Source organism: Streptomyces qinglanensis (assembly GCF_900111245.1).
In the GTDB taxonomy this organism is placed as follows: Bacteria; Actinomycetota; Actinomycetes; order Streptomycetales; family Streptomycetaceae; genus Streptomyces; species Streptomyces qinglanensis.
The window spans coordinates 99,727-124,158 of sequence record NZ_FOGO01000012.1 but is presented as its reverse complement, the minus strand read 5'-3'; the positions used below and the strand labels follow the sequence as shown (position 1 = coordinate 124,158).

Annotated in this window: 22 protein-coding genes; 8 read left to right on the top strand and 14 right to left on the bottom strand. The window is 73.7% G+C overall.

The genetic code is table 11. The annotated features are described in order from the left end of the window. Positions 1-95: 95 nt before the first annotated feature. Together BMX65_RS23390 and BMX65_RS23385 are read right to left on the bottom strand one after the other, a co-directional pair. Complete coding sequence (locus tag BMX65_RS23390) at positions 96-467, bottom strand: hypothetical protein (protein WP_075002320.1); 372 nt, start codon at positions 465-467, stop codon at positions 96-98. Positions 468-538: 71 nt separating this feature from the next. Beyond that, complete coding sequence (locus tag BMX65_RS23385) at positions 539-1,147, bottom strand: DUF4352 domain-containing protein (RefSeq protein WP_075002319.1); 609 nt, start codon at positions 1,145-1,147, stop codon at positions 539-541. A 229-nt stretch (positions 1,148-1,376) separates the two neighbouring features. Between BMX65_RS23385 and BMX65_RS23380 the strand changes: the two genes are divergently transcribed. The 3 genes from BMX65_RS23380 to BMX65_RS23370 all read left to right on the top strand — a co-directional run bounded on the left by BMX65_RS23380 (position 1,377) and on the right by BMX65_RS23370 (position 5,725). After that, the gene (locus BMX65_RS23380; RefSeq protein WP_075002318.1) at positions 1,377-3,299 is read left to right on the top strand and encodes an N-6 DNA methylase; all 1,923 of its coding nucleotides are present in this window, start codon (positions 1,377-1,379) and stop codon (positions 3,297-3,299) included. Positions 3,300-3,656: 357 nt separating this feature from the next. Beyond that, complete coding sequence (locus BMX65_RS23375) at positions 3,657-4,439, top strand: hypothetical protein (RefSeq protein WP_075002317.1); 783 nt, start codon at positions 3,657-3,659, stop codon at positions 4,437-4,439. Beyond that, positions 4,436-5,725 (top strand): serine/threonine-protein kinase, encoded by a 1,290-nt coding sequence (locus BMX65_RS23370; RefSeq protein ID WP_075002316.1) that lies wholly within the window; start codon positions 4,436-4,438, stop codon positions 5,723-5,725. Before BMX65_RS23375 ends, BMX65_RS23370 begins: the two co-directional genes overlap by 4 nt. Positions 5,726-5,816: 91 nt before the next feature. On the opposite strand, the gene BMX65_RS23365 is transcribed toward BMX65_RS23370, so the two are convergent. Then, positions 5,817-7,082 carry an FUSC family protein gene (locus tag BMX65_RS23365; protein WP_075002315.1) on the bottom strand — a complete coding sequence of 422 codons (1,266 nt, stop codon included), beginning with the start codon at positions 7,080-7,082 and terminating at the stop codon, positions 5,817-5,819. Between the two features lie 79 nt (positions 7,083-7,161). Between BMX65_RS23365 and BMX65_RS23360 the strand changes: the two genes are divergently transcribed. The 3 genes from BMX65_RS23360 (at position 7,162) to BMX65_RS23350 (ending at position 10,020) form a co-directional block, all read left to right on the top strand. Continuing rightward, entirely contained in the window at positions 7,162-8,031 is an 870-nt protein-coding gene (locus BMX65_RS23360) for an HNH endonuclease family protein (protein WP_420856842.1), read from the top strand. 230 nt (positions 8,032-8,261) lie between these two features. Then, the gene (locus BMX65_RS23355; protein ID WP_075002314.1) at positions 8,262-8,924 is read left to right on the top strand and encodes a SurA N-terminal domain-containing protein; all 663 of its coding nucleotides are present in this window, start codon (positions 8,262-8,264) and stop codon (positions 8,922-8,924) included. Positions 8,925-9,033: 109 nt separating this feature from the next. Then, on the top strand, positions 9,034-10,020 hold the full coding sequence (locus BMX65_RS23350) for a nucleoside triphosphate pyrophosphohydrolase (protein ID WP_075002313.1): 987 nt from the start codon (positions 9,034-9,036) through the stop codon (positions 10,018-10,020). Between the two features lie 65 nt (positions 10,021-10,085). Here BMX65_RS23350 and BMX65_RS23345 read toward each other — a convergent pair whose 3' ends face one another. From BMX65_RS23345 to BMX65_RS23300, 11 genes are all read right to left on the bottom strand, one after another. Next, positions 10,086-11,270, bottom strand: coding sequence for a methyltransferase domain-containing protein (locus tag BMX65_RS23345; protein WP_239502258.1), 1,185 nt, complete (start codon positions 11,268-11,270; stop codon positions 10,086-10,088). Then, the gene (locus BMX65_RS33015) at positions 11,267-11,407 is read right to left on the bottom strand and encodes a hypothetical protein (protein ID WP_019356961.1); all 141 of its coding nucleotides are present in this window, start codon (positions 11,405-11,407) and stop codon (positions 11,267-11,269) included. The genes BMX65_RS23345 and BMX65_RS33015 overlap by 4 nt, the downstream gene beginning before the upstream one ends. Positions 11,408-11,844: 437 nt before the next feature. After that, the gene (locus BMX65_RS23340) at positions 11,845-12,330 is read right to left on the bottom strand and encodes a recombinase family protein (protein ID WP_075002312.1); all 486 of its coding nucleotides are present in this window, start codon (positions 12,328-12,330) and stop codon (positions 11,845-11,847) included. Positions 12,331-12,424: 94 nt separating this feature from the next. Continuing rightward, complete coding sequence (locus BMX65_RS23335) at positions 12,425-13,627, bottom strand: helix-turn-helix domain-containing protein (RefSeq protein ID WP_075002311.1); 1,203 nt, start codon at positions 13,625-13,627, stop codon at positions 12,425-12,427. A 233-nt stretch (positions 13,628-13,860) separates the two neighbouring features. After that, positions 13,861-14,835, bottom strand: a complete 975-nt coding sequence (locus tag BMX65_RS23330; protein WP_177214333.1) for a Ppx/GppA phosphatase family protein — start codon at positions 14,833-14,835, stop codon at positions 13,861-13,863. After that, the gene (locus BMX65_RS23325; RefSeq protein WP_075002310.1) at positions 14,832-15,380 is read right to left on the bottom strand and encodes a DUF501 domain-containing protein; all 549 of its coding nucleotides are present in this window, start codon (positions 15,378-15,380) and stop codon (positions 14,832-14,834) included. Before BMX65_RS23325 ends, BMX65_RS23330 begins: the two co-directional genes overlap by 4 nt. Before the next feature lie 143 nt (positions 15,381-15,523). Further along, the gene (locus tag BMX65_RS23320) at positions 15,524-16,000 is read right to left on the bottom strand and encodes an FtsB family cell division protein (protein WP_075002309.1); all 477 of its coding nucleotides are present in this window, start codon (positions 15,998-16,000) and stop codon (positions 15,524-15,526) included. A gap of 115 nt (positions 16,001-16,115) precedes the next feature. Continuing rightward, positions 16,116-17,396: a phosphopyruvate hydratase gene (eno, locus tag BMX65_RS23315; RefSeq protein WP_019356955.1), complete on the bottom strand. Its 1,281-nt coding sequence runs from the start codon at positions 17,394-17,396 to the stop codon at positions 16,116-16,118. A gap of 172 nt (positions 17,397-17,568) precedes the next feature. Continuing rightward, a complete protein-coding gene (locus BMX65_RS23310; protein ID WP_075002308.1) occupies positions 17,569-18,666 on the bottom strand; it encodes a transglycosylase family protein in 1,098 nt (365 codons plus the stop codon). A 181-nt stretch (positions 18,667-18,847) separates the two neighbouring features. After that, positions 18,848-20,095 (bottom strand): cytochrome P450 family protein, encoded by a 1,248-nt coding sequence (locus BMX65_RS23305; protein ID WP_075002411.1) that lies wholly within the window; start codon positions 20,093-20,095, stop codon positions 18,848-18,850. 79 nt (positions 20,096-20,174) lie between these two features. Further along, complete coding sequence (locus BMX65_RS23300) at positions 20,175-20,828, bottom strand: lysoplasmalogenase family protein (protein ID WP_075002307.1); 654 nt, start codon at positions 20,826-20,828, stop codon at positions 20,175-20,177. Positions 20,829-21,313: 485 nt separating this feature from the next. Here BMX65_RS23300 and BMX65_RS23295 point away from each other — a divergent pair, with 485 nt between their 5' ends. After that, positions 21,314-22,762 (top strand): NAD(P)/FAD-dependent oxidoreductase, encoded by a 1,449-nt coding sequence (locus BMX65_RS23295; RefSeq protein WP_075002306.1) that lies wholly within the window; start codon positions 21,314-21,316, stop codon positions 22,760-22,762. 231 nt (positions 22,763-22,993) lie between these two features. Further along, a complete protein-coding gene (locus tag BMX65_RS23290; protein ID WP_075002305.1) occupies positions 22,994-24,355 on the top strand; it encodes an SAM-dependent methyltransferase in 1,362 nt (453 codons plus the stop codon). The last annotated feature ends 77 nt before the right edge of the window (positions 24,356-24,432 follow it).

Sequence of the window (24,432 nt, the reverse complement as noted above, 5' to 3'; positions counted from 1 at the left end):
TCTCCCGGTCCTGACCGGGGCCCGAAGCCGGGCGCCGCTCGCTCGTGCGGCGTCCGGCCCGTGCGGCTGCGCGGTCGGGGTCCCGCGGGGCGGCATCAGCGGACCGACACCACCGCGGGCGGGGCGCCCTGGTCGAGTTCCTTGTCGATCTCGTCGGCGGCGTCGCCGAACGCGGTGACGACGGTGATCAGCCCCCAGATGCCGAGCGCGAACGCCGCGAGCGAGAGCAGCACTCCGGCCAGCGCCGTCTTCCCGTTGTTCGCCAGGCCCTTCTTGGCGCGGGAGCGGCCGACCAGGCCCAGGATGAGGCCGATCAGGCCGAGGGTGCCGGAGAGCCAGAAGAGGATGGGCACGAGTCCGGAGAGCGCTCCGACCAGGCCGAGGATGAGCGCGGCGAGGCCGAGCCCGTTGCGGGGCGCGGCGGCGGGCGGGGTCGGGTGGCCGGAGGCGTGGTGTGCGTGCGACATGAGTGTCCCCCCAGGGAGCGGTGGTGTCGGATGGGTTGGTGGGGTGCGGCGCGGCGGGTGCCGGTGCGCGGTCAGAGGGAGAGGCTCCACTGCGCGGGCTCGGTCTCGAAGTCGTTCACGCTGACCTCGATGTCGAGCGTCTTGGCGGCGGGTGCCGCGTCGAAGCCGAAGGTGGCGGTGGCGCGCTTGCCGGGCAGCAGTTGCCCGGTGAAGCCGTTGCCGACGGTCTCGCCGTCGAAGATCCCCGCGGTCGTCTCGCCGTCCTTGCCCTCGCGGGCGCCGACGCTGACCAGCGCGGTGTCGATCTTGGCGTCGCCGGTGTTCTCCAGCGTCACGCGCACCTTGTAGGCGTGCTTTCCGGACTTGTGGCCCGCCGCGTACGCGGAGGGTGTGAACCGTGCGGGTGCCGCGACGGTCACTTCGAGGCCCTTGTCGCGGTAGACGGCGGATTCGCCCGCGGCGCGCGGACCGGACTCGCCGCCGGAGCCGCCCGAGGTGCCGGCCTGCTTGTCCGTCCCTTTCCCGTGCTTGCTCTTCCCGGTGGCCTTGGCGGCACGGGACTTGCCGGTGGTGGGTTCCTCCAGGGAGCAGGCGCCGAGGGCGCCGAGCGCGAGCACCGTCGTGGCGGTGACGGCGGCGGTGAACAGCGGGTGCCTGCGGGGCAGTGCGCGTGCGGGCATGACGCGACCTCCGGTCGAAAGGTGTGAGCGGACCGGTTCGCCGTGCTGTGAACCGGTGGACTAATCACAGCATCGCTTGTGAACCGAGTCAACAGAACTTCTCCCACTCACGAAAATTCACGTCGTGAACGGAGAGGGTTGCCGGGGTGATGGGTATGCTCGTGCGGACCACCACGGTCCACGGCGGTATGTGAACGGGGCGGCCGAACAGTTGAACGGGAGGAATCCGGTGTCGGACGGCGCGGAAGTGACAGCAGCGGCCATCGCCCGGCTCGCCGGTGTCGGCAGAGCCGCGGTCAGCAACTGGCGGCGGCGCTACACCGATTTCCCCCGCCCCGTCGGTGGCACCGAGGCCAGCCCGGCCTTCTCCCTCGCCGACGTCGAGAGCTGGCTCCGCGACCACGGCAAGCTCGCCGAAGCGCCGCTGCGGGAGCAGGTGCGCCGCCGGCTGGAGAGCGCCCCGGAGGGACACGGCCCGGCCCTGGTGCGCGCCGGTGAGCATCTGGCCGGACTCCGCGAGCTGCTGAACACCGACCCCCTCGCCGAGGCCCGCGGCGCACTCGACCGGATGATGCGCGAGACCGGCCCCGCCGCCGCGTTCGAGCAGCTTCTCGCCGACTACTTCGAAGCCAACCCGCGCCAGCACACCCTCACCCCGGAGCCGACGGCCGCGCTCATGGCCCGCCTCGCCGGCCCGGGGGAGTCCGTGCTCGACCCGGCGTGCGGTTCAGCCGAACTGCTGGCCGCCTCCGCTGCGGGTGCGGCGGACGCCTCGGACGGCACCGGTGCGTCCGGTGGCACCGGCGCGTCCGGCGGCACCGGCGCGTCCGGCGGCCCCGCCGCGCTGTACGGCCAGGAGACCGACCCGCTTCTCGCCCGGCTGGCCGCCCTCCGCCTCACCCTGCGGACCGCCTCCGCTCCGGGCCGCTGCGCCGTCGACGTCCGCACCGAGGACGCCCTGCGCACCGAACCCCCCGCCGACGCGCCGCTGGTGGCCGCCGTGCTGTGCCACCCGCCGTACAACGAGCGCAACTGGGGCCACGACGAACTGGCCTACGACCCCCGCTGGGCCTACGGGCTGCCCGCCCGCACCGAATCCGAACTGGCCTGGGTGCAGCACGCGCTGGCCCGACTGCGTCCCGGGGGGACGGCGGTGCTGCTGCTGCCGCCCGCGGTCGCCGCCCGCCGCACGGGCCGCCGGGTACGCGCGGCGCTGCTGCGCAAGGGTGCGCTGCGCGCGCTCCTCGCCCTGCCGCCGGGTGCCGCCGCGCCGCACAGCCTGCCCCTCCACCTGTGGGTGCTGCGCAAGCCGGACGGCGCCGCGGATGCCGCTTCCCGGCTGCTGCTGATGGACGCCGCGGGGGGCCGCACGGAGGGGGCGGAACCGCCGCCCTGGGAGCGGACGGCCGCCGCCGTGCTGGCCGCTTGGCGGGCGCACGACGCCGGGGAGAGCGTCCCCGAACAGCCAGGGGTGTGCGCCACCCTGCCGGTGATCGACCTGCTGGACGAGGAGGTCGACCTCAGTCCGGCCCGCCATCTGCTGCCGAGCGGTACCGGCACGGACGCCGCGGCGCTGGCCTCCGTCCGCGCCGAACTGAAGCGCACCCTGCGCCGGACCCTCGATCTGACCGCCACCGACGACCCGGCCCTGCCGGACCGGCAGCCCGCGGCACCCGGTTCCGCGGCACTGCCCGAGGCCACCGTCGGCGAACTCGCCCGCACCGGGGCCCTGGAGGTCCACCTCGCGACGGCCGATCCCGTCACCACCGTGCCGGGCGACGTCGTCATCCCGGTACAGGGCCGGGGCGCCGCCTATGTCGTCGCCGAGGGGGAGGGCGGCGTCCGGCTGGGCAAGCCGCTGTGCCTGCTGCGGCCCGACCCGGCGGCGCTGGACGCCTGGTTCGTCGCCGGGTTCCTGCGCTCGACGGCCAACACCCGGCAGGCCAGCAGCTACGCCTCCAGCTCCTCCCGGATCGACGTGCGCCGGCTCCGGCTGCCCCGGCTGCCCCTGGAGCGGCAGCGGGCGTACGGGGAGCACTTCCGGCTGCTCGCCGAGTTCGAGGCCGCGCTGCGCCGGGTGGGCGAGCTGGGCGGGGAGTTCGTCCAGGGCATGTTCGACGGACTCGCCGACGGCACGGTGCCACCGGCCTGAACGCCGGTCCGGTCCGAACGCCGGTCCGGCCTGAACGCCGGTCCGGTCCGAACGCCGGTCCGGCCTGAACGCTGGTCCGGTCCGAACGCCGGTCCGGACCGAACGCCGGTCCGGACCGAAGGCCACCGGGCCTGACCGCCACCGGTCCGAACGGCGTCCGAACAGCGTCCGGCCGACGGCCTCGGAGCGCGCCGGACCGCGGTGCGTGCCCGTCCCGGCCCCGGTGCGAACGAAAGTCGCCGACCGGGGGAGTTGACAACGATTCTGCTTCCCTGGGCCGCCGCGTATCCGCGAGTCCGTACCGGTGTATACGCTCACCTCCTGCCTTGTCCGCTGCTGTCCCACGCAGGAGGAAAGATGTACGGCCCGGCCGCGTCCCAGCCACCGCAGCCGCCGCAGCAGCCGCCCTATCCCGGTACGGGGGGCGCTGGTGCGCGTCCCGGGGGCACACGCGCCCTCCTGGTGCGGATCGCCTTCGCGTCGTTCCCCGTCTGGTCCCTGGGGCTGCTGGCCTGGGTGCCGTCGCTGCGGTTCGCGATCCTGCGGCGGCGGCCGCTGGACTGGGCGGTGTTCGCGGGGGCCTGCGTGCTGACGGCGGTCTACATCCTGCTGCTCTTCGTGGTGCCGGAGACGAAGCCCGGCGAGGAGGGCAACGCGCAGTTGGGCGCCGGGGTGTACATCGTGCTGCTGATCGGCGGTGCCGTCGTGCACGCCGTACTCGCCGGCCGCGCCCCGCGTGCGCCCCGGGCGGCACCCGCGCCCACCGTGTACGCGCCCGCGCCGACGGCGGGACCGTACGCCACCCCGGCGCAACCGGCGCCCGGGCAACCGGCGCCCGCACCGGCCACCCGGTACGGCGGCGCCGCACCGTACGCGCCCACCGTCTCCGCGCACCCGAACCCGCACCAGGCCCCCCACCAGAACCCGCACCAGAACCCGCACCAGAACCTGAACCATCCGTACCCGGGCTCCGTGCCGCCCGCCTCCCCGCGGATGCGGCAGGTCGCCTCCGAACTCGACGAACTCGGCGAGCTGCTGCGCCGCAACCAGCCCGGCCCCGGTTCCGGCGGCCCCGGCACCGAGCACCGGCCCGGGGACCAGAACCCCCGGCAGCAGTCCGGCCCCTGGGACCGGGCGTGAGGCCCGGACGGCTGATCGCGGGCCGGTACGAGCTGTCCGAACCGCTCGGCAAGGGCGGCATGGGCCAGGTGTGGGGCGCTCACGACACCGGGCTCGGCGGCCGCCCCGTCGCGGTCAAGCTGGCGCACTCCGAGCGGATGGCCTCCCTCGTGCGCAGCGCCGACCCGGAGGAGCTGCGGCGCCGCTTCGCGCGCGAGTGCCAGGTGACCGCGCAGCTCGACCATCCGGGGCTGGTGACCGTCTACGACGCGGGCCAGGACGGCGAGGAGCTGTATCTGGTGATGCAGCGGCTGGACGGCAGCGACCTGGCCGACCACCTGGCCGAGCACGAGCCGTACCCGTGGCAGTGGGCCGTCGCGGTCGCCGCGCAGTTGTGCTCCGCGCTCGCGGCCGTGCACGCCGTGGGCATCGTCCACCGCGATCTGAAGCCCGGCAACGTGATGGTGCGGCCGGACGGCCGGGTCGTCATCCTCGACCTGGGCATCGCCTCGGTCGGCGCCCCCGACGTCACCCGGCTGACGCGGACCGGCGCGCTGGTGGGCACCCCCGTCTACATGGCGCCGGAGCAGGCCACCGGCGGGTCGGCCGTCGGCCCGGCGGCCGACCTGTACGCGCTGGGCGTGGTGCTGTACGAACTCCTCGCCCGCCGCACCCCGTTCGAGGCGCCCGAGGCCGCCGGGCTGCTCTACAAGAAGCTGCACGAGGAGCCGGACGCGCTGGAGCTGCTGTGCCCTCACGTCCCCGCGCCGCTGCCCGGCCTCGTCAGCCGGCTGCTCGACCGCGACCCCGCCCGGCGGCCCGCCGACGCGCACGAGGTGCACGCCGCTCTCGCCCCGCTCCTGCCCCGCCCCGGGGAGCGCGCTCCCGGACCGCCGCTCGATCCCACCCGCCCGTTTCTGGCCCCGGCGGCGCCGTGGCCGCCGCGCCGGCCGACGGGTCCGGGGCCCGGCCCGGAGCGGGATCTGAACACGGTGCTGGAGGACATCCGCCGGCTGCTGGGCGCGGGCCGCTACGCGGAGGTCGCCGCGCTGCTGGGCCGCGCCCTTCCGGCGGCGGTCACCACCTACGGCGAGGGCTCGCCCATCGTCCGCACCCTGCGCAAGCAGTACGCCACCGTCCTGGTGGACACCGGGCGGTATGCGCAGGCGCTGCCCGAACTCTCCGCGCTGCTGCGTGACCTGATCGGCGAACGCGGCATGCATGACCCCGCGGTGGCCCAGCTCCTGCAGGACGAAGCACACTGCCGCCACCAACTGGCGTCCCCGGCGGGCCGCACCCCGTACTGATCCCCGTCAGCCGCCGCGGGCCGCCCGGCACCGCCGTCCCCGACCGCCGTCCCGGGCCGCCGCCCGCGGAGGCGGCCCGCCGGGTGGCTGCTCAGCTCTCCTCCTCCCACTCCAGCTCCCGCTCCTCCTCCTGCTCGCGTTCGCGGGCGCGCTCCCGGCTGCGGAACTGGCGGATGCGGCGCAGCACGGGGTTCTTCTCGCGCTGCTCGCGGGACTGCCGGTCCAGCTCCTCCCACAGGCGCTGGGAGCGCTTCTCCACGTCCAGCTCGTCCAGCAGGCGGTCGGCCTCGGCGAGCAGGGCGCCGTGCAGCTGCCACTGGCGAGGGTGCTCGCGCACCTTGTCCAGGAGCTGGAAGGCGATGACGTCCCGGCTGGCACGGCTGGCCTCCAGCTCCCGCACCAGCCGGTCCTCGGCCTCCTCCGCGCTGGCGCTGACCGGGGTGGTGATCAGCAGCGCGAACGCCTCGACCGCGCCCGCCATGTGCACATACAGCTCCTGCAGGCCCTCGGCGATCTCCTCGCTGAACAGCGGCTCGTCCAGGCGCTTCTTCGCCAGGTCGGTCACCGTCCGCGCGGTGGTCCGCAGCACGACCGCGCAGATCTCCAGGGCGTCCAGGCCGGTGCGCAGCACGACGCGGGAGAGCAGCCCCTCTCTTACGCGCGGATTGAGGCGCAGGCTGTCCTCGGCGCGCCGCAGTTCGACGTCGACCTCCACGATGTCGTGGTCGAGCCGGCGGGCCTGGTGCAGCCGGTCGGCCGCCTGGCTGACCGGGGTGAAGCCGCGCACGTCCTCGCCGAGGCCCACCAGCAGCCGGTTCATCCGGCCGGAGAGGTCCAGGACGGCGTCCCCGGCGGGCTGCACCCACACCGGTGGGACGAACAGCACATTGAAGGCCAGTCCGACGATCGCACCGATCAGCGTCTCCAGGATCCGGTCCCAGGCCATGGCTGCGACCTGACTCTGGGTCACCCCCAGCACCAGCATGGCGCTGATCGCCGTCTCCGGGACGAACTCGCCCGCCTTGACGAACCGGCCGACGATCAGCGCGGCGAGGATCACCACGCCCAGGCTCCACCACGTCAGGCCGACCAGTGCGCTGAAACCGCTGGAGACGAGGACGCCGGCGACCACGGCGTTGACGCGGCGCACGCCGGTCCGCAGGGTCGTGTAGAGCGTCACCTGGGTGACCAGCAGCGCGGTGAGCGGCGCGGTGAGGGGCGCGGCTTCGCTGCTGAGCTGCAGTGCGACGGCGTAACTCATCACGGCGGCGACGGTCGAGCGGGCCGTCTGGGCGACGACGGGCTCACGGTGCCGCCGCACCAGATTGAGCAGGGGATCGGTGACTGCTTGACGCACCCTGCGTCCCTCCCCGCTTTCCCGCCGGTTGCCACAGGGACAGCTCCGTCGGGGTGACGCACCGGTCTATGCTCGCCCGATGACTGCCGCGACAGCTCCTCCCCGCCCCGCCTCCGCCTCCGTGCCGCGCCCCGGGCTGCGTTCCGTGCGGCGTTCCGTGCGGCGGGGCGCCGCCGCCGTCCTCGCCGCCGCGGCCGCCACCGCGCTGCTGGCCGGGTGCGACGGGCTGCCGCAGCAGGAGGACGGCGGCACCGGAGGCGGCGGCTCGGACGCCTCCGCGACTCCGACCGGCACCCCGGCCCCGGGCGGTGCGGGAAAGCAGACCAGCCCGCTGAAGAACCCGGACGGGACCGAACCCGGACTGGCCCCGCTCACCTCGGACACCGACAAGGTCCAGGCCCGGCGGCTGATCAACCAGGTGCGCACCAAGGGCCGCGGCCCGCGCACGGGCTACGAGCGGGAGAAGTTCGGCCGCGCCTGGCTGGACACCGCCGAGGGCATACCGCTGGCCCGCAACGGCTGCGACACCCGCAACGACGTGCTCAAGCGTGATGGCCGCAAGGTCACCCTCCGCTCCGGCTCGGACTGCGTGGTCGTCTCGATGACCCTGGCCGACCCCTACACCGGCAAGGACATCGCCTGGAAGAAGGCGAAGGCCACCGAGGTCCAGATAGACCATGTGGTGCCGCTGTCGTACGCCTGGCAGATGGGGGCCGCGCAGTGGGACGAGGAGAAGCGCAAGCGGCTGGCCAACGACGTGCTCAACCTGCTGCCCGTCTCGGGTTCCCCCAACGCCTCGAAGGGCGACTCCGGGCCCGCCTCCTGGCTGCCCCCGAACAAGAGGATCCGCTGCTCGTACGCGGTGCGGTTCACACAGGTGGCCCTGGAGTACGACCTGCCCGTCACGGCTCCCGACAAGCGCATGATGCTCCAGCAGTGCGAGGGCTGAGTGCGGAGTGCGCCCGGGTGCTGAGAGCCCGTCACCCGCGTCTCGTCCGACGGTGGGCCGCCGCCGACCCTGAGCGTGTCGTACTGCTGAACGGGCAGCTACCCAACTGCTCCCGAATCGTTGGTCGATTTGATGTCGAACCGGTGGTCATGGACCCGTTCGACTCCCTACCATCGATCATCGCCAGGTCGTGCGAGGACGCGCGACCCTCGCCGCCGCCGGGAGGCCCCATGGAAAGCCGTCACCGCAGGTCCGCGCTCACCCTCTCCGCCGCAGCGGCGCTCGTCGCCGCGGCCCCGCTGCTCACCGCGTGCGGCGACGACGCGCACCCGGGCGCGGCGGCCCTGGTGAAGGGCGACCGGATCAGCATGGGGCAGCTCCAGTCCCGGGTGGGGGCCGTGCGGGACGCGCAGCGGGCCACGCCGCAGGGCGAACAGATGATCAAGCAGAGCGGCAAGCTGACCCGGGCCACCCTCGACGGCATGATCCGCGAGCGGATCGTCGCGCAGGCCGCCCGCGACGCGAAGGTGGGTGTCAGCCGCCGCGAGGTCCAGCGGGTCCGCGGGCAGCTCGAGGTGCAGGCGGGCGGCAGCAAGCAGCTCAAGGCGGTACTGCTGCGCCAGCAGAGCGTCGCACCGGACGAGATCGACGACCGCATCCGCATGCAGCTCCTCGTAGAGAAGATCGCCAAGGCCAAGGGCATCGACCCGACGTCGCCGGACGGGAACCAGCGACTCACCAAGGAGCTGTCCGCGACGTCCAAGAGCATGAACATCGACGTGAACCCGCGCTACGGCACGTGGGACACCGACCGCTCCACCCTCACCGGCGCGAAGACCCCGTGGCTGCGGGACCTGAGCGGCGAGGCGGCGCAGCGCGCGCAGCAGATGTGACGCTGTTCCGCTGTTCCGCTGTGACGGGTGCGCGGCGGCGGAGGCGACGAGGCGACGCCGTCGCGGGACCGGAGGCCGGGCCGGACGCCGTCCGGGTTACGTTCGTAGGGTGAACGAGATCCCCGAGACCGGCCGCGTCGTCCTGCTCACCACCACCCACCGGGTGGCGCCCGGACTGCTCTCCTGGCCCGCCTGGGAGGCCCTGCGCGGCGCCGACCTGGTGCTGTGCGCCGACCCGGCGCACCCGCAGCTCCCCTATGTGCGGGACGCCGGGGTCACGGCCGAGTCGGGCGTCGAGCTGGACGCACGGGAGCTGGTCGCCGAGTGCGCACAGGGCGGCGGCCGGTCGGTCGTCGTACTGGCCACCGCCGAAGGGGAGCCCGCGCTCACCGACGGCCTCGCCCGGCTGGCCGGCTCCGGCCGGCAGGCCATGCCCGATCTGGAGCTGCTGCCCGGCTCCTACGACCTGCCCGGCGCCCGGCTGCTGGACGCCGTCCAGGTGATGGACCGGATCCGGCGCGACTGCCCGTGGAGCGCGCTGCGCACCCACGAGGACCTGCTCAAGTACGGCGTCGAGGAGGTCTACGAACTGATCGACGCCATCGAACGCGGCGACCGCGCCGAGCTGCGCGAGGAACTCGGCGACGTCCTGCTCCAGGTCGTCTTCCACGCCCGTATCGCCCAGGACGACCCCGAAGAGCCGTTCGGCATCGACGACGTGGCCGCCACCCTGGTGGACAAGCTGGTGCACCGCCACCCGCACGTCTTCGGCGACGACGTCGCCGAGACCGCGGCGGAGGTCGAGTCGCACTGGCAGCGCCGCAAGGCTCTGGAGAAGACCGAGCGGACCTCGGTCACCGAGGGCGTCCCCTTCGGCCAGCCCGCCCTCTCGCTCGCCGCCAAGCTCGCGGGCCGCGCCCGCACGGCCGGCCTGCCCGCCCCCGGGGACGGCGCCGGTGCCGGCGTGGGCTACGCCCTGCTGGCGCTGGCCGCGGAGGCCGAACGGGAGGGCGTCGACCCCGAGGCCGCACTGCGCGCCGCCGCCCGCGAGTACCGCGACCTGATCCGGCAGGCGGAGCAGCACCCCGCCGACTGACCCCGGCCCGGTCCGGCCCGGCCCCACCACGGGTGGTCGCCGGGCCGGGGCGAGGGGCCACGCCGCTACGGCACCCGCACCGGTACCGGGTTGTCCGGGTGGTCGAGCCACACCCGCTGACCGCGCGGGGTGACCGTCAGCCCGTACCGTGCGAACCCCGGCTCGCCGTGCTCGCGCCACCAGGACAGGACGGCCTCGGCCTCGGCCCACAGGCGGCGCGGCCCGTACTCGGCGACCTCGAACTCGCCGCGACCGGGTTCGAAATCGGCCGTCGCCCAGGACGTGCGGCCCATGTCGAGGAGCCACAGCCGGTATGCCCCGCCTGTGCCCCACTCGACGCGGCAGAACAGATCGGGCACCTGCACGCCCAGCGTGAACATGTGGTGCCAGGCGCCCATGTCGTCCGGCGAGAGCGCTGTCGTGCGCCGCCGCGCCGCACCCGGCCAGTCCTCCGCGCCGGGGAACAGCCGGGTCGGCGGGAACCGGTCGCGCTGGTCCCGCAGCCGCATGAACGCCGAGGAACCGACGAACGGCCCCGTCGCGATCCCGCCCTCGCCGACCGTCAGCCGCGCGACCGCCTGCCCGCCGTAGGGCGGGCCCCACGGGACGACGAGCACGGCACCCGCGGCGGCCTGCTCGATCCATGCGTACGGCACCCGGGAGACCCCGCAGGTGGCGATGATCCGGTCGTACGGCGCTCCGGCGGCATGGCCCCGCGCGCCGTCGCCGACGACCGACACCGGTACGGGCCCCGCCGCCGCGAGGCGGCGCCGCGCTCCCTCGGCGACGGCGGGATCGACCTCGACCGTCACCACGTTGCCCGGCCCGAGCCGGTGGGCGAGCAGGGCCGCGTTCCAGCCGGTTCCCGTGCCGATCTCCAGCACCCGGTTCCCCTCCGCCACGCCGAGGGCGGCGAGCATCGAGAACACCATCGTCGGCATGGAACTGGACGAGGTCGGAGCCCGGCCCCTGGCCGTGCCCGGCTGCGTGCCGTCGTCCCACTGGGTGGTGAGCGGAATGTCGCTGTGCACCTTCTCCCACCACAGCGCCGGGTCCGTCCGGCGGTCGATCACCTCGCCCTGCCGGTTGCCGCCCGCCGTGCCCGGCCACAGCCGGTCGGGGACGAACGCGGCCCGCGGCACGGCCCGGTAGGCGGGCAGCCAGTCCGGCGTCAGGACACCCTTGTCCACCAGCACGGAGGCCAGCCCGTCCGGGCCGGCCTCCCGCGTGCCGGATTCCGCCCCGGTCACTCGCCGTCCGCCGGGCCCTGGCCGTCCGAGGTGTTGCCGCCCTCGTCCGAACCGCCGCCCCCGTGCTTGTTGCCGGAGTCGCTGTCATCCTGCGGGTTGCCACCATCGGCCCGCGTCAGCCACGGAACTGCGTCCACTGGGTACCTCCTGATCGGTGTTCCTCGTGCGGTGCTTCGGAATTCCGCCCCGGCCGGATGGGGAGCCACCGGACCCGGCCGGGGCGGAGTCTGTGCGGGCGCCGCCGGTGCGGAGGCGCCCGATGCGCAGCGGGACACCGGGCACGCACAGCGCCCGCCGCGAGGGCCGGTGCGGGGCGGTCCGCTGCTCCGGCGGCGGACCGCCCGCCCGCAGCCGAGCGCGTTCGGCCTCGACCCAGTGGAGCTGTTCGACCCGGAAGACGCACCAGTGACAGGCACGGAAGGGGACGGTGACACCGCGCGCCTCCATCGTCCCCAGGCACGCCACCGGCAGGTTCGTACGCTCGCAGCGGTGGCAGGACCCGCGGCGGAAGTCGAACCGGGCCCACAGCTCCAGCGGCCTCACGCCCATGCGGCACCCCGCGCCCGGCGCGGCGTCAGCACGGAGTGTGCGGGCGGGGCCGATCGGCGCCCATGACGTGCAGGAAGCCGCCCGCCTTCTCGACGCTCCGCGCCACCTCGTCGTACTCCTGCGCGATGGTCGAGATCATCGAGCGCCAGGGTGTGAGCACCGCACCGGCCTTCCGCTCCTCGACCAGTTCCACGGCGCGGGCCAGCCCCTCGCGCCCCTCCGGGGGCAGCAGTCCGACGCGGTCCTCGACCACGTCCACGATCTGCCAGCCGAACGACCCGGCGTACGCGAGGCACTCCTCGCGCGGCCCCGCGATGTCGGAGTTCGCCGCCGCGCACAGGTAGACCACGACCCGGAAGCGGTCGACCTTCGCCACGCGGGCGGGTACGGGGCCCTCGCCCGGTACGTGACCGGCCGCGTGATCCGCGAGAGCGTGCCGCCGCCGCCTCTCACCCTCGGTGCGCCGGGCCGGAGTCGGCCTCTTCCTGAGTCCCTGCTCGCTGCTGACCATGCATCAATCGTGTCGCCTCGATCACCCAGGGTGAAGAGATCTGACGTAGGACCAGCGCAACGAGTGCCCGGCCGACTCCTACGCCGCGTCGGCGTCACGCGACCAGGGGGACACCGATCGCCTCGCCGATGCTGCGGACCCGCGCCGTCGACACCTTCGCGATCCGCCGGCCGATGACCCCCGGCAGCGCCTGGTGCCGCACCCACTCCGGCGCGTCGAGACCGACCTCGACGAGAGTGTCGCCCGCCTGGTCGTACAGCCCCGCCGAGCACTGCGCGAGCGCGACGTCCAGCTTGTAGCGGTTGCGGGCCAGCTTGGGCATGGCGCGGGGCAGTTGGGTGCGCGCCGCCAGTTGCAGCGCCCTTCCGTGGTTGCCGAGTGCCACCGCGATGCCCACGGCTTCGGTGTTCGCCATGGTGGGGCCGAAGTGCGTGCCGTACATCGCCGTGTCCGCACCGAGCCGGGCGGCCGCCGCGTGGGCCTGCGACAGATAGTCGTCGGCGGAGACGGAGTCGCCCTGCCGCGACGCGGCGACGGCCGCGGAGATCATGAGCCGCCCGTATGCGACCATCCGGGGCCGGGAGGCCCGGCTGAACGAGGGCTCGATCCGGGAGGCCGCCTGTTCGGCGACGGACACCGCCCGCTGGATTCTCGCGCAGCGCAGCGAGATCCAGGAAAGCGTCGAGTCCACGAGCGCGGCCTGCACCTCGTCGCCCGAGTCCGCTGCCAGGTGACGGGCGGAGGTGAGGGCGCTCAGGGCGAGGTCCCGCTGCCCGAGGAGGAGCGCGGCCGAGGAGGCGAACTGGTAGGTGGCGGCGAGCAGTGAGGCGAACTGTTCGCGCTCGTGCCCTGTGGCCCGCGCGTACCCGGCCCGCCCTTCGAGCAGCACCTTGGCGGCGAGTTCGCTCAGTTCGCCGAACGAGCCCTGCCAGTAGGCGGTGCCCAGACGGTCGTGCGCGGCGGTGAGCTGGCCGAGCGTGCTCGGTTCCTCGATGCCCTCCCACCCGCCGAGCGCGCTGTCGTGCACCGCCTCGGAGAGCCGCCGGACAGCGGCCCTGGTGTCCCTGCTCATGCCCCGGCGCGGGGCCTGCTGTCCGAGAACGACGGCCACGTCGGTGCGGAGCGCACGGGCGAGCTTGAGCAGCGAGCCGACGGACAGCTCCCCGCGGTCCTGCTCGGCCTTCTGCACCAAGGCGTAGGAGACGCCTGCGGCTTCGGCGAGCTCGTGCTGTGTCAGGTCGGAGCCCCGCAGGGCCTTGATGCGCTTGCCGGTCGTCAGATCAGCCCAGTTGCTCACGTGTGCACCTCAGCGGTTTCGGGCCTGGTGGCTGTCGCTTCCGATGGTAGGGCCGGCCGGGTGACCGCCTCCGGCGAACGACGAGGGCGCCCGGACTCGCCGCAACCTGCCCTGCTCCACCGGGATGCGTGCCCGCTGCGGACCGGCCGACACCGACCGGCCGGCACCGCCCGCACACGGCGGCGCTCCCGGCGGAAGTCCGCCGGGAGCGCCGATCGGGCTGTCGTCTCCGGTCAGGAGCGCCCCGCGGCGCAACTGTGCGCGATGCCGTCCAGGATGTCGTGCTCGCTCACCACGACCTCCTGGGCGCCGATCCGCTCCATCAGCGTCAGCAGTACGAGGGCCCCGGCGCTGATCACGTCGACCCGCCCCGGGTGCATGACGGGGATGGCCGCGCGTTCGTCGTGGGTGGCGGACAGCAGCCGGGAGGTGAGTTCGCGGACCTGCGCCAGCGAGATGCGGGAGTGGTGGATGCGGGCCGAGTCGTAGGCGTCCAGCTCCAGCGCGATGCCGCCGAGCGTGGTGACGGTGCCCGCGAGCCCCACCAGGGTGTGCGGCCGGTCCAATGGCACCGTCCGCGCCACTTCGTCCAGTGCCGCGTGCACGTCGGCGCGGATCGCGGCGATCTGCTCGGCGGCCGGGACCTCGGTGCGGGTGCCGCCGTGCGTGAGATGGCGCTCGGTCAGCCGGACGCAGCCCACGTCGACGCTGCGGGCCGCCTCGACGTGCTCGGTGCCCAGCACGAACTCCGTGGAGCCGCCGCCGATGTCCACCACCAGGTACGGCGGCGGGAAGGTGCCGGGTGCCAGCCCCTCGGTGGCGCCGGTGAAGGAGAGGTCGGCCTCCTGGTCGCCGGTGATCACCTCCGGCTCGACGCCGAGGATGTCCAGCACGCCGCGGACGAACTCGTCCCGGTTCTCCGCGTCGCGGGAGGCGGAGGTGGCCACGAAGCGCGTCCGCTCGGGCGGTACGCCGAACTCGGTGAGGACCTCGGCGTAGCGGCGGCAGGCGGCGAAGGTCCGCTCCAGCGCCTCGGGCGCCAGCCGTCCGGTGCGGTCCACGTCCTGCCCCAGCCGGACGATCTCCATCCGGCGGTCCCGTTCGGTGAGGCCGCCCGGGGTGCCGTCGGCGGACACCGCCACGTCGGCCACCAGCAGGCGGATGGAGTTGGTGCCGCAGTCGACGGCTGCCACACGGTTCGTCGTCACGGCCGGGCCTCCTCGGATTCCGCCGTCTCCTCGGGGACCGTCACACACGGCCCCTTGCGCCACCACTCGGGCAGCAGCGCCAGCGCCTCGTCGCCGAGCGGGTTGACGCCGGGGCCCGCCACCAGCGAGTGCGCCACCAGCACGTGCAGGCACTTGACCCGGTCGGGCATCCCGCCCGCGCTGGGGAAGCCGACCAGCTCCTCGATGGCGTCGCGGCGGGCCAGATAGTCCTCGTGCGCGGCGCGGTAGGCGTCGGCCAGTTCCGCGTCCTCGGCCAGCCGCGCCGTCATCTCCTTCATGACGCCGTTCGCCTCCAGCGTCCCGATGGCGGAGGCGGCGCGCGGGCACGTCAGGTAGTACGTGGTGGGGAACGGCGTGCCGTCCTCCAGCCGGGGTGCGGTCTCCACCACGTCGGGCAGCCCGCAGGGGCAGCGGTGGGCGATGGTGCGCAGCCCGCGCGGCGGGCGGCCGAGCTGCTCCTTGAAGGCGGCGATGTCCGCGTCGGTGGGCGCGGTCGGCTCGGTGCGGGGCGGTGGAGTGTCCATGGGTGAGGTGCTCGTCGCTTCGCTTCGGTCGTCAGGAGGGTGCTTCGGTCGTCAAGAGGGTTCGGTCGTGCGGTCGATCGTCATGAGGCAGGCAGGGCAGGGTCAGGCGGCGGGCCGCCCGCGGAAGGGGCGCGGGCGGGCGTTCACCCGTCCTGGTCCGCGCGGTCCACACCGTCCCACAGGTTCTGGTACCAGGGCCGGTCCTCCGGCTCGTGCTCGCGGGGGCGGCGCACCTCGGCCGTGCCGTCCGGCATGGTGTAGCCGGTCTCGCCGGGGCGGACGAAGTGCAGGTGCTCACGGGCCTGCCGCTCCACGTAGGCGGGGTCCTGCCAGCGGGCCCGCTGCTCGCGCAGCCGCTTCACCTCCGCGCGGGCCTGCTCGGCCTGCCGGCGCTGGTCGGCGATCTGCGAACGCTGGGTGATGTACTGCCGGGTCGGGTACGCGAGCGCGACGACCAGGGAGCACACCACCAGGGCGAGGAGCGCAGCCCGGCCGGTGAGCCGGCCCTTGCGCGGGGTGCGGACCTTGCGGCCCTGGGCGCGGTACACCCGCTCGGCGGCCTGGGCGCCGAGCGCGCGCAGGCGCGTCGCGGTGGAGAAACGGTCCCGGTCCGCTCCCATACCTCTCCCCTGCGGTGCACCTGCCGAAGCTGTGTGAACGGTGGCGACGGTGCCCTGTCCCCGGGACCCCGGGAGGAGTCGGGGCGCAGGGCACCGGCGGCGCGGTGTGCGGCGGTCAGCGCTTGTAGCGCGGGAACGCCGAACGACCGGCGTAGACCGCCGCGTCGTCCAGGATCTCCTCGATACGCAGGAGCTGGTTGTACTTCGCGACGCGCTCCGAGCGCGCGGGGGCGCCGGACTTGATCTGGCCGCAGTTGACGGCGACGGCCAGGTCGGCGATCGTCACGTCCTCGGTCTCGCCCGAGCGGTGCGACATCATGCACTTGAAGCCGTTGCGCTGGGCCAGCTCGACCGCGTCCAGCGTCTCGGTCAGCGAACCGATCTGGTTGACCTTGACGAGCAGGGCGTTGGCGACGCCCTCCTCGATACCGCGGGCCAGCCGCTCGGGGTTGGTGACGAACAGGTCGTCGCCCACGAGCTGCACCTTGTCGCCGAGCTTGTCGGTGATGGTCTTCCAGCCCGCCCAGTCGTCCTCGAACAGCGGGTCCTCGATGGAGACCAGCGGGTAGTCGGCGACGAGCTGCTCGTAGTACTCGGTCATCTCGGCGGCGGAGCGCTTCTGCCCCTCGAACGCGTAGACGCCGTCCTCGTAGAACTCGGAGGCGGCCACGTCCAGCGCCAGCGCGATGTCCTGGCCCGCGTTGTATCCGGCCTTCTGGACGGCCTCGATGATCAGGTCGAGGGCCTCGCGGTTCGAGCCCAGGTTCGGCGCGAAGCCGCCCTCGTCGCCCAGCCCGGTGGCCAGGCCGCGCTCCTTGAGCACGCCCTTGAGCGCGTGGTAGACCTCGGCGCCCCAGCGCAGCGCCTCGGAGAACGACTCGGCGCCGATCGGCGCGATCATGAACTCCTGGATGTCGACGTTCGAGTCCGCGTGCGAACCGCCGTTGAGGATGTTCATCATCGGCACCGGGAGCTGGTGCGCGTTCGGGCCGCCCAGGTAGCGGAACAGCGGCAGGTCGGACGCCTCGGAGGCGGCGTGCGCGACGGCCAGCGAGACGCCCAGGATGGCGTTGGCGCCCAGCGAGGACTTGTCGGCGGTGGCGTCCAGGTCGAACATCGCCTGGTCGATCAGCCGCTGCTCGGTGGCGTCGTAGCCGACCAGCTCCGGGCCGATCTGCTCGATGACCGCGAGGACGGCCTTCTCGACGCCCTTCCCGCTGTAGCGCGCGGCGTCGCCGTCACGCAGTTCGAGCGCCTCGAAGGCGCCGGTCGAGGCGCCGGACGGCACGGCAGCACGGCCGGTGCTGCCGTCGTCGAGGCCGACCTCGACCTCGACGGTGGGGTTGCCTCGCGAGTCGAGGATCTCGCGGGCTACGACGACGTCGATGGACGGCACGAGGTTTCTCCTTCGTCTGGGACGACTTTCCGCCCCGAGCCTAACCGTCCCGCCCGGCGCACCCGCGAGGCTGTCCCGTTTCCTTCCCGGGTGTCCCTTCCGGGGGACTCCTCCGGCGCCGCACGGCCACGGCGGACCGCGCGGGCCACGCGGCTGACGCGGCCTGCGCGACCTACAGCGTCAGGTGCTGGCCCGGGCGGATGAGGTCCGGGTCGTCGCCGACCGTCTCCCGGTTCTGTGCGTACAGCTCGCTCCAGCCGCCCTCGACGTCCTGCTCCGCGGCGATCCGGGCGAGCGAGTCGCCGGCCCGCACGGTGATCCGGTGCCGGCCGCCGCCCTCTCCGGCGCGGTCGCGCTCCCCGCCGCGGGAGGACCGGTCGCTGCGCTCGTCGTGCTCGGGCCGCTCCTCGGCGGGCCGTCCCCGGTGCTTGCCCTTGCGGGACCCGTCGGAGTCGGACGGGGACTTGAGCCGGTCCGGGCTCGACGGGCCCAGGTCGGACCAGCCGGAGGTGTCGCCCGCCGAGTCGGAGTCGGAGCCGGTGGCGGTGTCGTCGTCCGGGTCCGGGGACCCGGACTCGGACGCTCCGGAGCCGGGTGCCCCGGACGTGCTGTCGTCGGACGGCTGCTGCGGCGTGCCGGACTCCCCGCTCTCCGGCTTCCCGGAGTCCCGGTCGGAGCCGGTGCCCTTGTCCCTGTGGTCGGCGCCGTCGTCCTTGCCCGTGGGCGAGTCGCTCGCGTCCGGCGACGGGTCCGTCTCCGGGTGCCGCGCGTCGGGCTTGCCGGACTCGCCGGACTTCCCGGCGTCGTCGGGCTTGCCGGAAGGGCCGGACTTCCCGGCGGAGTCGGCCGGGCCATGCGACGGCTTGCCGGACGGGTCGGTGTCCTCGTCCGACCCGGGGATCTCGATCGTCAGGTCGCCGCCGCACTGCGGGAAGGCGCGCGGACCCTCGGCCTGCAGGATCTTCTCGCCGACGGCGATCTGCTGGCTGCGGCTGGCCAGGTCCGGCCGCTCGGCGTACATCGTGCCGCCGTAGTACTTCCAGGTGTCCAGGTCCAACTGGAGCCCGCCGTAGTACCCGTTGGAGTCGTTGGCAGTCCAGACGCCGCCGCTCTCGCAGTCCGCGACGCGGTCCCAGACGTGGGCGTCGGCGGCGTGTGCGCCGGTGGCGCCGAGCAGCGGAAGTGCGATTCCGGCACCTGTGACCCCGGCGGCGACGAACAGTGCGGGGGCTTGGCGGGGGCGGCGGTGCCGACCATTCCCGGAGCGCATGGTTGACCTCTCGTGGGGGACGAACGGGACGACGACTGTAGTCGACAGTCGATGACAGCAGTCGATGACCGAAGTCGGTGACCGAACGTAGCTGCGAAGTCCGACAGTCACAAGCCAATGTCGCCCACATCACGCCGCGGTCACATATGTGAGAGCCCGTCATACCGGTTGCCGGTGCAGGTCATCCGCCCTCGGTCGCGGTGAACTCCACCGGCAGCGTCCGCAGCCCGCGCATGATGAGTCCGCCGCGCCGGTGCAGGGTGTCGGGGTCGGCGGCCAGCCGCAGATCGGGGAGCCGGTGCAGCAGGGCGGCCAGCGCGGTCCGGCCCTCCAGGCGGGCCAGCGGGGCGCCGAGGCAGTAGTGGATGCCGTGCCCGTACCCCAGGTGCTGGTTGTCCTGCCGCGCCAGGTCCAGGGTGTCGGGTGCGGAGAACTTGGCCGGGTCCCGGTCGGCTGCCGCCAGGACCACCAGCACGGCTTCGCCCTCCCGCACCCGCTGTCCGCCCAGCACCAGGTCGCGGGCGGCGAAGCGCCAGGTCGCCAGTTCGACGGGGCCGTCGTAGCGCAGCAGCTCCTCGACGGCGCCGCCGAGCAGCTTCTCGTCCCCCTCCGCGACGGCGCGCTGCAGCACGGCGCGCTGCTCGGGGTGGCGCAGCAGTGCGAAGGTCCCGTTCCCGATGAGGTTGACGGTCGTCTCGAACCCGGCGAACAACAGGATGAAGGCCATCGCGGCGGCCTCGTTCTCGGTGAGGTGCTCGCCGTGGTCGGAGGCGCGGATGAGGCCGGAGATCAGGTCGCCGCCGCCCTCGGCGGTGTCCGACTCCGCGCGCTTGCGGTGGATGAGCTCGGCCAGGTAGCCGCGCATCCGCTTGACGGCCCGGCCCACGCCGCCGCGCGGGCTGCCGGGCTGATGGATCATCATGCCCGCCCAGGTGCGGAAGTCCTCCTGGTCCTCCTGCGGGACGCCGAGCATGTCGCAGATGGCGTAGATCGGCAGCGGGAACGCGTACTCGTGGATCAGGTCCGCTTCGCCGCGCGGCGCGAAGGAGTCGATGAGGCCGTCTGCGAGTTCCCGTACCCGGGGCGCGAACGCGGCGACCCGGCGCGGGGTGAACGCGGTGGAGACCAGGCGGCGCAGCCGGGTGTGGTCGGGCGGGTCGATGTTGAGCAGATGCGTCATCAGGTTCGCACTGCGCTCGCCCGGAATGCCGACCTTGCCCTTGCCGTGCGAGCCCTGTTCGCCGTGCCGGCGCGGGTCCTTGCTCAGCCGCGGGTCGGCGAGCGCCTCCCGGGCGTCCGCGTACCGGGTCACCAGCCACGCCTCCACCCCGCTGGGCAGCCGGGTCCGCCGGACCGGCGCGTGCTCGCGCAGCCAGGCGTACGCGGGGTAGGGGTCGAGGGCGAACTGCCGGTCGAAGAGCGGCGGCATGGGCGGCGGGGAGCCGGGGCGGTCCGGGCTGGTCGGGTCGTGCACGGCTACGACGGTATGCGCTCCCGGCGGCGGGGACTCAGGACGGGGCGCGCTCCAGCCAGCCCTCGGTGATCAGGTACTGACCCAGCAGGTACCCGGCCATGATCAGTACCTCCTGGGAGGGGAACTCGTGCCCCGCGGCCTGCAGGCCGATCAGCGCGTCGGAGGCGATGAAGGCCACCGCGCCGGTGGCGACCTTGCCCCCGACGCCGAGTGCCGCGGCGCCCATCGCGGTGAGCGCCAGGCTGTAGCCCGCCACCGGGAGCCGCAGGCGCCGCTCCAGCGTGGGCGCGAGTACCGCGTTGGCGGCGCCCCAGGCGGCGAACGCCGCGAGCGCGCGCTTGGGCCGGGCGCGCAGTCCGCGGACGGCGCCGAGCCGGGCCGTCATGCCCGCGGTGTAGCTGAGCTGGGTGCCGAGGAAGGCGGCCATGCCGGTCAGCAGGGCGCGCTGGTGGCGGTCCCACAGCAGGGCGGTGTCGCCCGCGGTGGCGCAGGCGAGCCCGGCCAGCAGGGCGGCGGGCGGACGTGCGGGCTGCGCGGCGTCGCGGGCGTGGGCGGCGAGCGCGGGCATCAGGAAGGGCTTTGCGGCGCGCGCCGGGCCGCGGGGGGACTTCGCGGTGGCGTACAGGTCCGCGGCGGCCAGCACGGCGAACGCGGCTGTGCCCTTTCCCTTGCCCTTGGTGATCGCCATCCGGGCAGTGTTACCGCCCAGTACGCCACCGTCAACCCTTCGGCGGCGGGTCGTCGCGGCCCGGCGGGGTGCTGCGGCGGGCCCGGTCGAGGGGGCTTGAGAGCTCTCAGTTGAGCGGGGTGACTCTCTGCTGATAGGTGTGAAGCGGCCTTTGCGGCGCCGGGAACACGCACCGGCAGACGAGTTTCGTGAATTGATTCACATGAGAAAGGGCCCGGTGGGCCCTGGTTTTCCCTTCGGAGGGCGCGGTTCCGGATGTGTCGCCGCCGCGCCGGATGCGCGCGGTTCCACCGCTGTGCGGCGGCTCCCTTCAAGGGGTACTGATCCCCGCAGCTCAAGAGGCGTGTCAACGGTTCACGCGGCGCAGGGGTTCCACGGACGGCCTGTGGGCTCGATCACGGGCGGCGGAGTGTAGCAGAGGGTCCACCGATCCTTGTGAAGACCCTCACGAAGTGACCCCCCGGGATGGGTGGATACTCGATTCCATGAGCACCACGGAGCGTCCCCGAATCCTCGTAGTGGGTGGCGGGTACGTCGGTCTGTACGCAGCGCGGCGCATCCTCAAGAAGATGCGCTACGGCGAGGCGACCGTCACGGTCGTCGACCCGCGGTCGTACATGACGTACCAGCCCTTCCTCCCTGAAGCCGCCGCCGGCAGCATCTCACCCCGCCACGTCGTGGTCCCCCTGCGACGCGTGCTCCCCAAGGCCGAGGTCCTCACCGGCCGGGTCACGTCGATCGACCAGGACCGCAAGGTCGCCAGTGTGTCGCCGCTGGTCGGCGACGCCTACGAGCTGCCGTTCGACTACCTGGTCATCGCGATGGGCGCCGTCTCGCGCACCTTCCCGGTGCCGGGGCTGGCGGAGAACGGCATCGGCATGAAGGGCGTTGAGGAGGCCATCGGCCTGCGCAACCATGTCCTGGAGCAGTTCGACAAGGCGGACTCCACCCAGGACGAGGACGCCCGCCGCAAGGCCCTCACCTTCGTCTTCATCGGCGGCGGGTTCGCCGGAGCCGAGACCATCGGCGAGGTCGAGGACATGGCCAGGGACGCCGCCAAGTACTACCCCAACGTCAAGCGCGAGGACATGCGGTTCGTCCTCGTCGACGCGGCCCCCGGGATCCTGCCCGAGGTCGGCCCGAAGCTGGGCGAGTGGGGTCTGGAGCACCTCAAGAAGCGCGGTGTCGAGGTCTACCTGAACACCTCGATGGAGTCCTGCGTGGACGGCCACGTGGTGCTCAAGAACGGCCTGGAGGTCGACTCCAGCACCATCGTGTGGACCGCGGGCGTCAAGCCCAACCCGGTGCTCTCCCGCTTCGGCCTGCCCCTGGGGCCCAAGGGCCATGTGGACGTGGACGCCGGCATGCAGGTCAAGGGCATGGACTACGCCTGGGCCGCGGGTGACAACGCGCAGGTGCCGGACCTGGCCGCCGGCAAGGAGGGCGCGTTCTGCCCGCCCAACGCGCAGCACGCGCTGCGCCAGTCCAAGGTGCTCGGGGACAACGTCATCTCCGGCATGCGCGGCTTCCCGCAGGGCAAGTACAAGCACGCCAACAAGGGCGCCGTCGCGGGCCTGGGTCTGCACAAGGGCGTCGCGATGATCGTCTTCGGCAAGACGCGGATCAAGCTGCGCGGCCGGCTGGCCTGGTACTTCCACCGTGCCTACCACGGCATGGCGGTGCCCACCTGGAACCGCAAGATCCGGGTCTTCGCCGACTGGACGCTCGGCATGTTCCTCAAGCGCGAGGTCGTCTCGCTGGGCGCCATGGAGCACCCGCGGGGTGAGTTCTACGAGGCGGCGGCACCGGTGACCGCGGCAGCCCTCGCCAAGGCGGAGGCGTCCGCGTCCGCCGACACCAGCAAGGCGTCCGCCGACAGCCGCGCCGACAGCCCGGTCGGGGACAAGAACGAGAAGGCGGCAGCCTCCTCCTGATCCGGGAACCGGCCGACCCCGCAGCGGGCCGGCCGGCACCGGCCGCGGACCCGGTCCGCGGCCTTCGTGCACGTCCGAGAGGGGCGTGAGCCATCCGTGGGGCTCACGCCCCTCTCGCCGTTTCCGCCGCCGTCGAACCGCCGGTCCGTTGGGCACAGTGGGCATACACCCACCCCCGCGCGCGTTCCATGTACGGGGAATCCACCCCTTCCTGACACGGAGGTGTGCTCTATGGCCGGTGCCGCCGAACGGATCGTCGCGCTCGCGGAGCAACTGCTCGGGGTCCCGGTCCCGGTCCGGGTACGGGCGTGGGATCGCAGCGAGGCCGGCCCGCCCGAGGGGCCCGTCCTGGTCGTCCGCAGCCGGCGGGCGCTGCGCCGGGTGCTGTGGCGGCCGGGCGAGCTGGGACTGGCCCGGGCCTGGGTGGCCGGCGACCTCGATGTCGAGGGCGACCTCTACCGAGCGCTCGACCTGCTGGCCGGCCTCATCTGGGAGCGGGACGAACAGGGCGCGCTCACCTCCGGAACCGACGAGGCGCCCGCCTTCGGCACCGGCTGGGCGGGCGGCGCGCTGTCCCTCGCGCGCGACCCGGCGGCCCGCCGCGCCGCCGCCGAACTGCTGCGGCTGGCCGGCCCCGGACTGCCGCCCCCGCCGCCCGCCGAAGAGGCCCGGCGCCGCACCGGCCTGCGCCACACCCTCGGCAGAGACCGCGAGGCCATCAGCCACCACTACGACGTCGGCAACGACTTCTACGCGCTGGTGCTGGGGCCCAGCATGGTCTACTCCTGCGCCTACTGGCAGCCGGACGGCACTCTGGAAGAGGCCCAGCGCGACAAGATCGACCTGATCTGCCGGAAGCTCGCGCTGCGCCCCGGCGAGCGGCTGCTGGACGTCGGCGGCGGCTGGGGGTCGCTCGTCCTGCACGCCGCGCGCGAGTACGGGGTGCACGCCGTCGCCGTCACCCTCTCCCGCGAACAGGCCGCCTACGGCCGCAAGCGGATCGCCGAGGAAGGGCTGACGGACCGGGTCGAGATCCGGGTCCAGGACTACCGCGAGATCGACGACGGCCCCTACGACGCCGTGTCCTCCGTCGGGATGGCCGAGCACGTGGGCTCCGCCCGCTACCGCGAATACGCCGACGATCTGCACGCCCTCCTGCGGCCGGGCGGACGGCTGCTCAACCACCAGATCGCCCGGCGCCCGCTGGCCGACGAAGAGGTCTACGCGGTGGACCCGTTCATCGACGCCTACGTCTTCCCCGACGGGGAGCTCGCTCCCGTCGGACGCACCGTGGGACTGCTGGAGCGGGCCGGCTTCGAGGTGCGGGACGTCGAGTCGCTGCGCGAGCACTATGCGCTGACGCTGCGCGCCTGGGTGCGGAACCTGGAGGCGGACTTCGCCCGCGCGACCCGGCTCGCCACACCCGGGCGGGCCCGGGTGTGGCGGCTCTACATGGCCGCCTCGGCCCTCGCCTTCGAGCGCAACCGCATCGGCGTCAACCAGGTGCTGGCCGTACGGACCCCGGAGTCCGGTGCCTCCGGTCTGCCGCTGCGCACCCGGCGGTGGACGGCCGACGCGGAGGCGCGGGGCTGACGGCCGTTCCGGGTGCGGCCCTGACGGACGGCTCGGTGCGGGGCCGACGGGTCCTGGCGGCCGGCCCGTGCCGCACA

Excerpts from the sequence above, each read along its gene's own strand:
- BMX65_RS23390 (WP_075002320.1), bottom strand. The coding sequence starts at position 467 with ATGTCGCACGCACACCACGCCTCCGGCCACCCGACCCCGCCCGCCGCC.
- BMX65_RS23385 (WP_075002319.1), bottom strand. The coding sequence starts at position 1,147 with ATGCCCGCACGCGCACTGCCCCGCAGGCACCCGCTGTTCACCGCCGCC.
- BMX65_RS23375 (WP_075002317.1), top strand. The coding sequence starts at position 3,657 with ATGTACGGCCCGGCCGCGTCCCAGCCACCGCAGCCGCCGCAGCAGCCG.
- BMX65_RS23360 (WP_420856842.1), top strand. The coding sequence starts at position 7,162 with ATGACTGCCGCGACAGCTCCTCCCCGCCCCGCCTCCGCCTCCGTGCCG.
- BMX65_RS23355 (WP_075002314.1), top strand. The coding sequence starts at position 8,262 with ATGGAAAGCCGTCACCGCAGGTCCGCGCTCACCCTCTCCGCCGCAGCG.
- BMX65_RS23340 (WP_075002312.1), bottom strand. The coding sequence starts at position 12,330 with ATGGTCAGCAGCGAGCAGGGACTCAGGAAGAGGCCGACTCCGGCCCGG.
- BMX65_RS23325 (WP_075002310.1), bottom strand. The coding sequence starts at position 15,380 with ATGGACACTCCACCGCCCCGCACCGAGCCGACCGCGCCCACCGACGCG.
- BMX65_RS23320 (WP_075002309.1), bottom strand. The coding sequence starts at position 16,000 with ATGGGAGCGGACCGGGACCGTTTCTCCACCGCGACGCGCCTGCGCGCG.
- BMX65_RS23310 (WP_075002308.1), bottom strand. The coding sequence starts at position 18,666 with ATGCGCTCCGGGAATGGTCGGCACCGCCGCCCCCGCCAAGCCCCCGCA.
- BMX65_RS23305 (WP_075002411.1), bottom strand. The coding sequence starts at position 20,095 with ATGCCGCCGCTCTTCGACCGGCAGTTCGCCCTCGACCCCTACCCCGCG.
- BMX65_RS23300 (WP_075002307.1), bottom strand. The coding sequence starts at position 20,828 with ATGGCGATCACCAAGGGCAAGGGAAAGGGCACAGCCGCGTTCGCCGTG.
- BMX65_RS23295 (WP_075002306.1), top strand. The coding sequence starts at position 21,314 with ATGAGCACCACGGAGCGTCCCCGAATCCTCGTAGTGGGTGGCGGGTAC.
- BMX65_RS23290 (WP_075002305.1), top strand. The coding sequence starts at position 22,994 with ATGGCCGGTGCCGCCGAACGGATCGTCGCGCTCGCGGAGCAACTGCTC.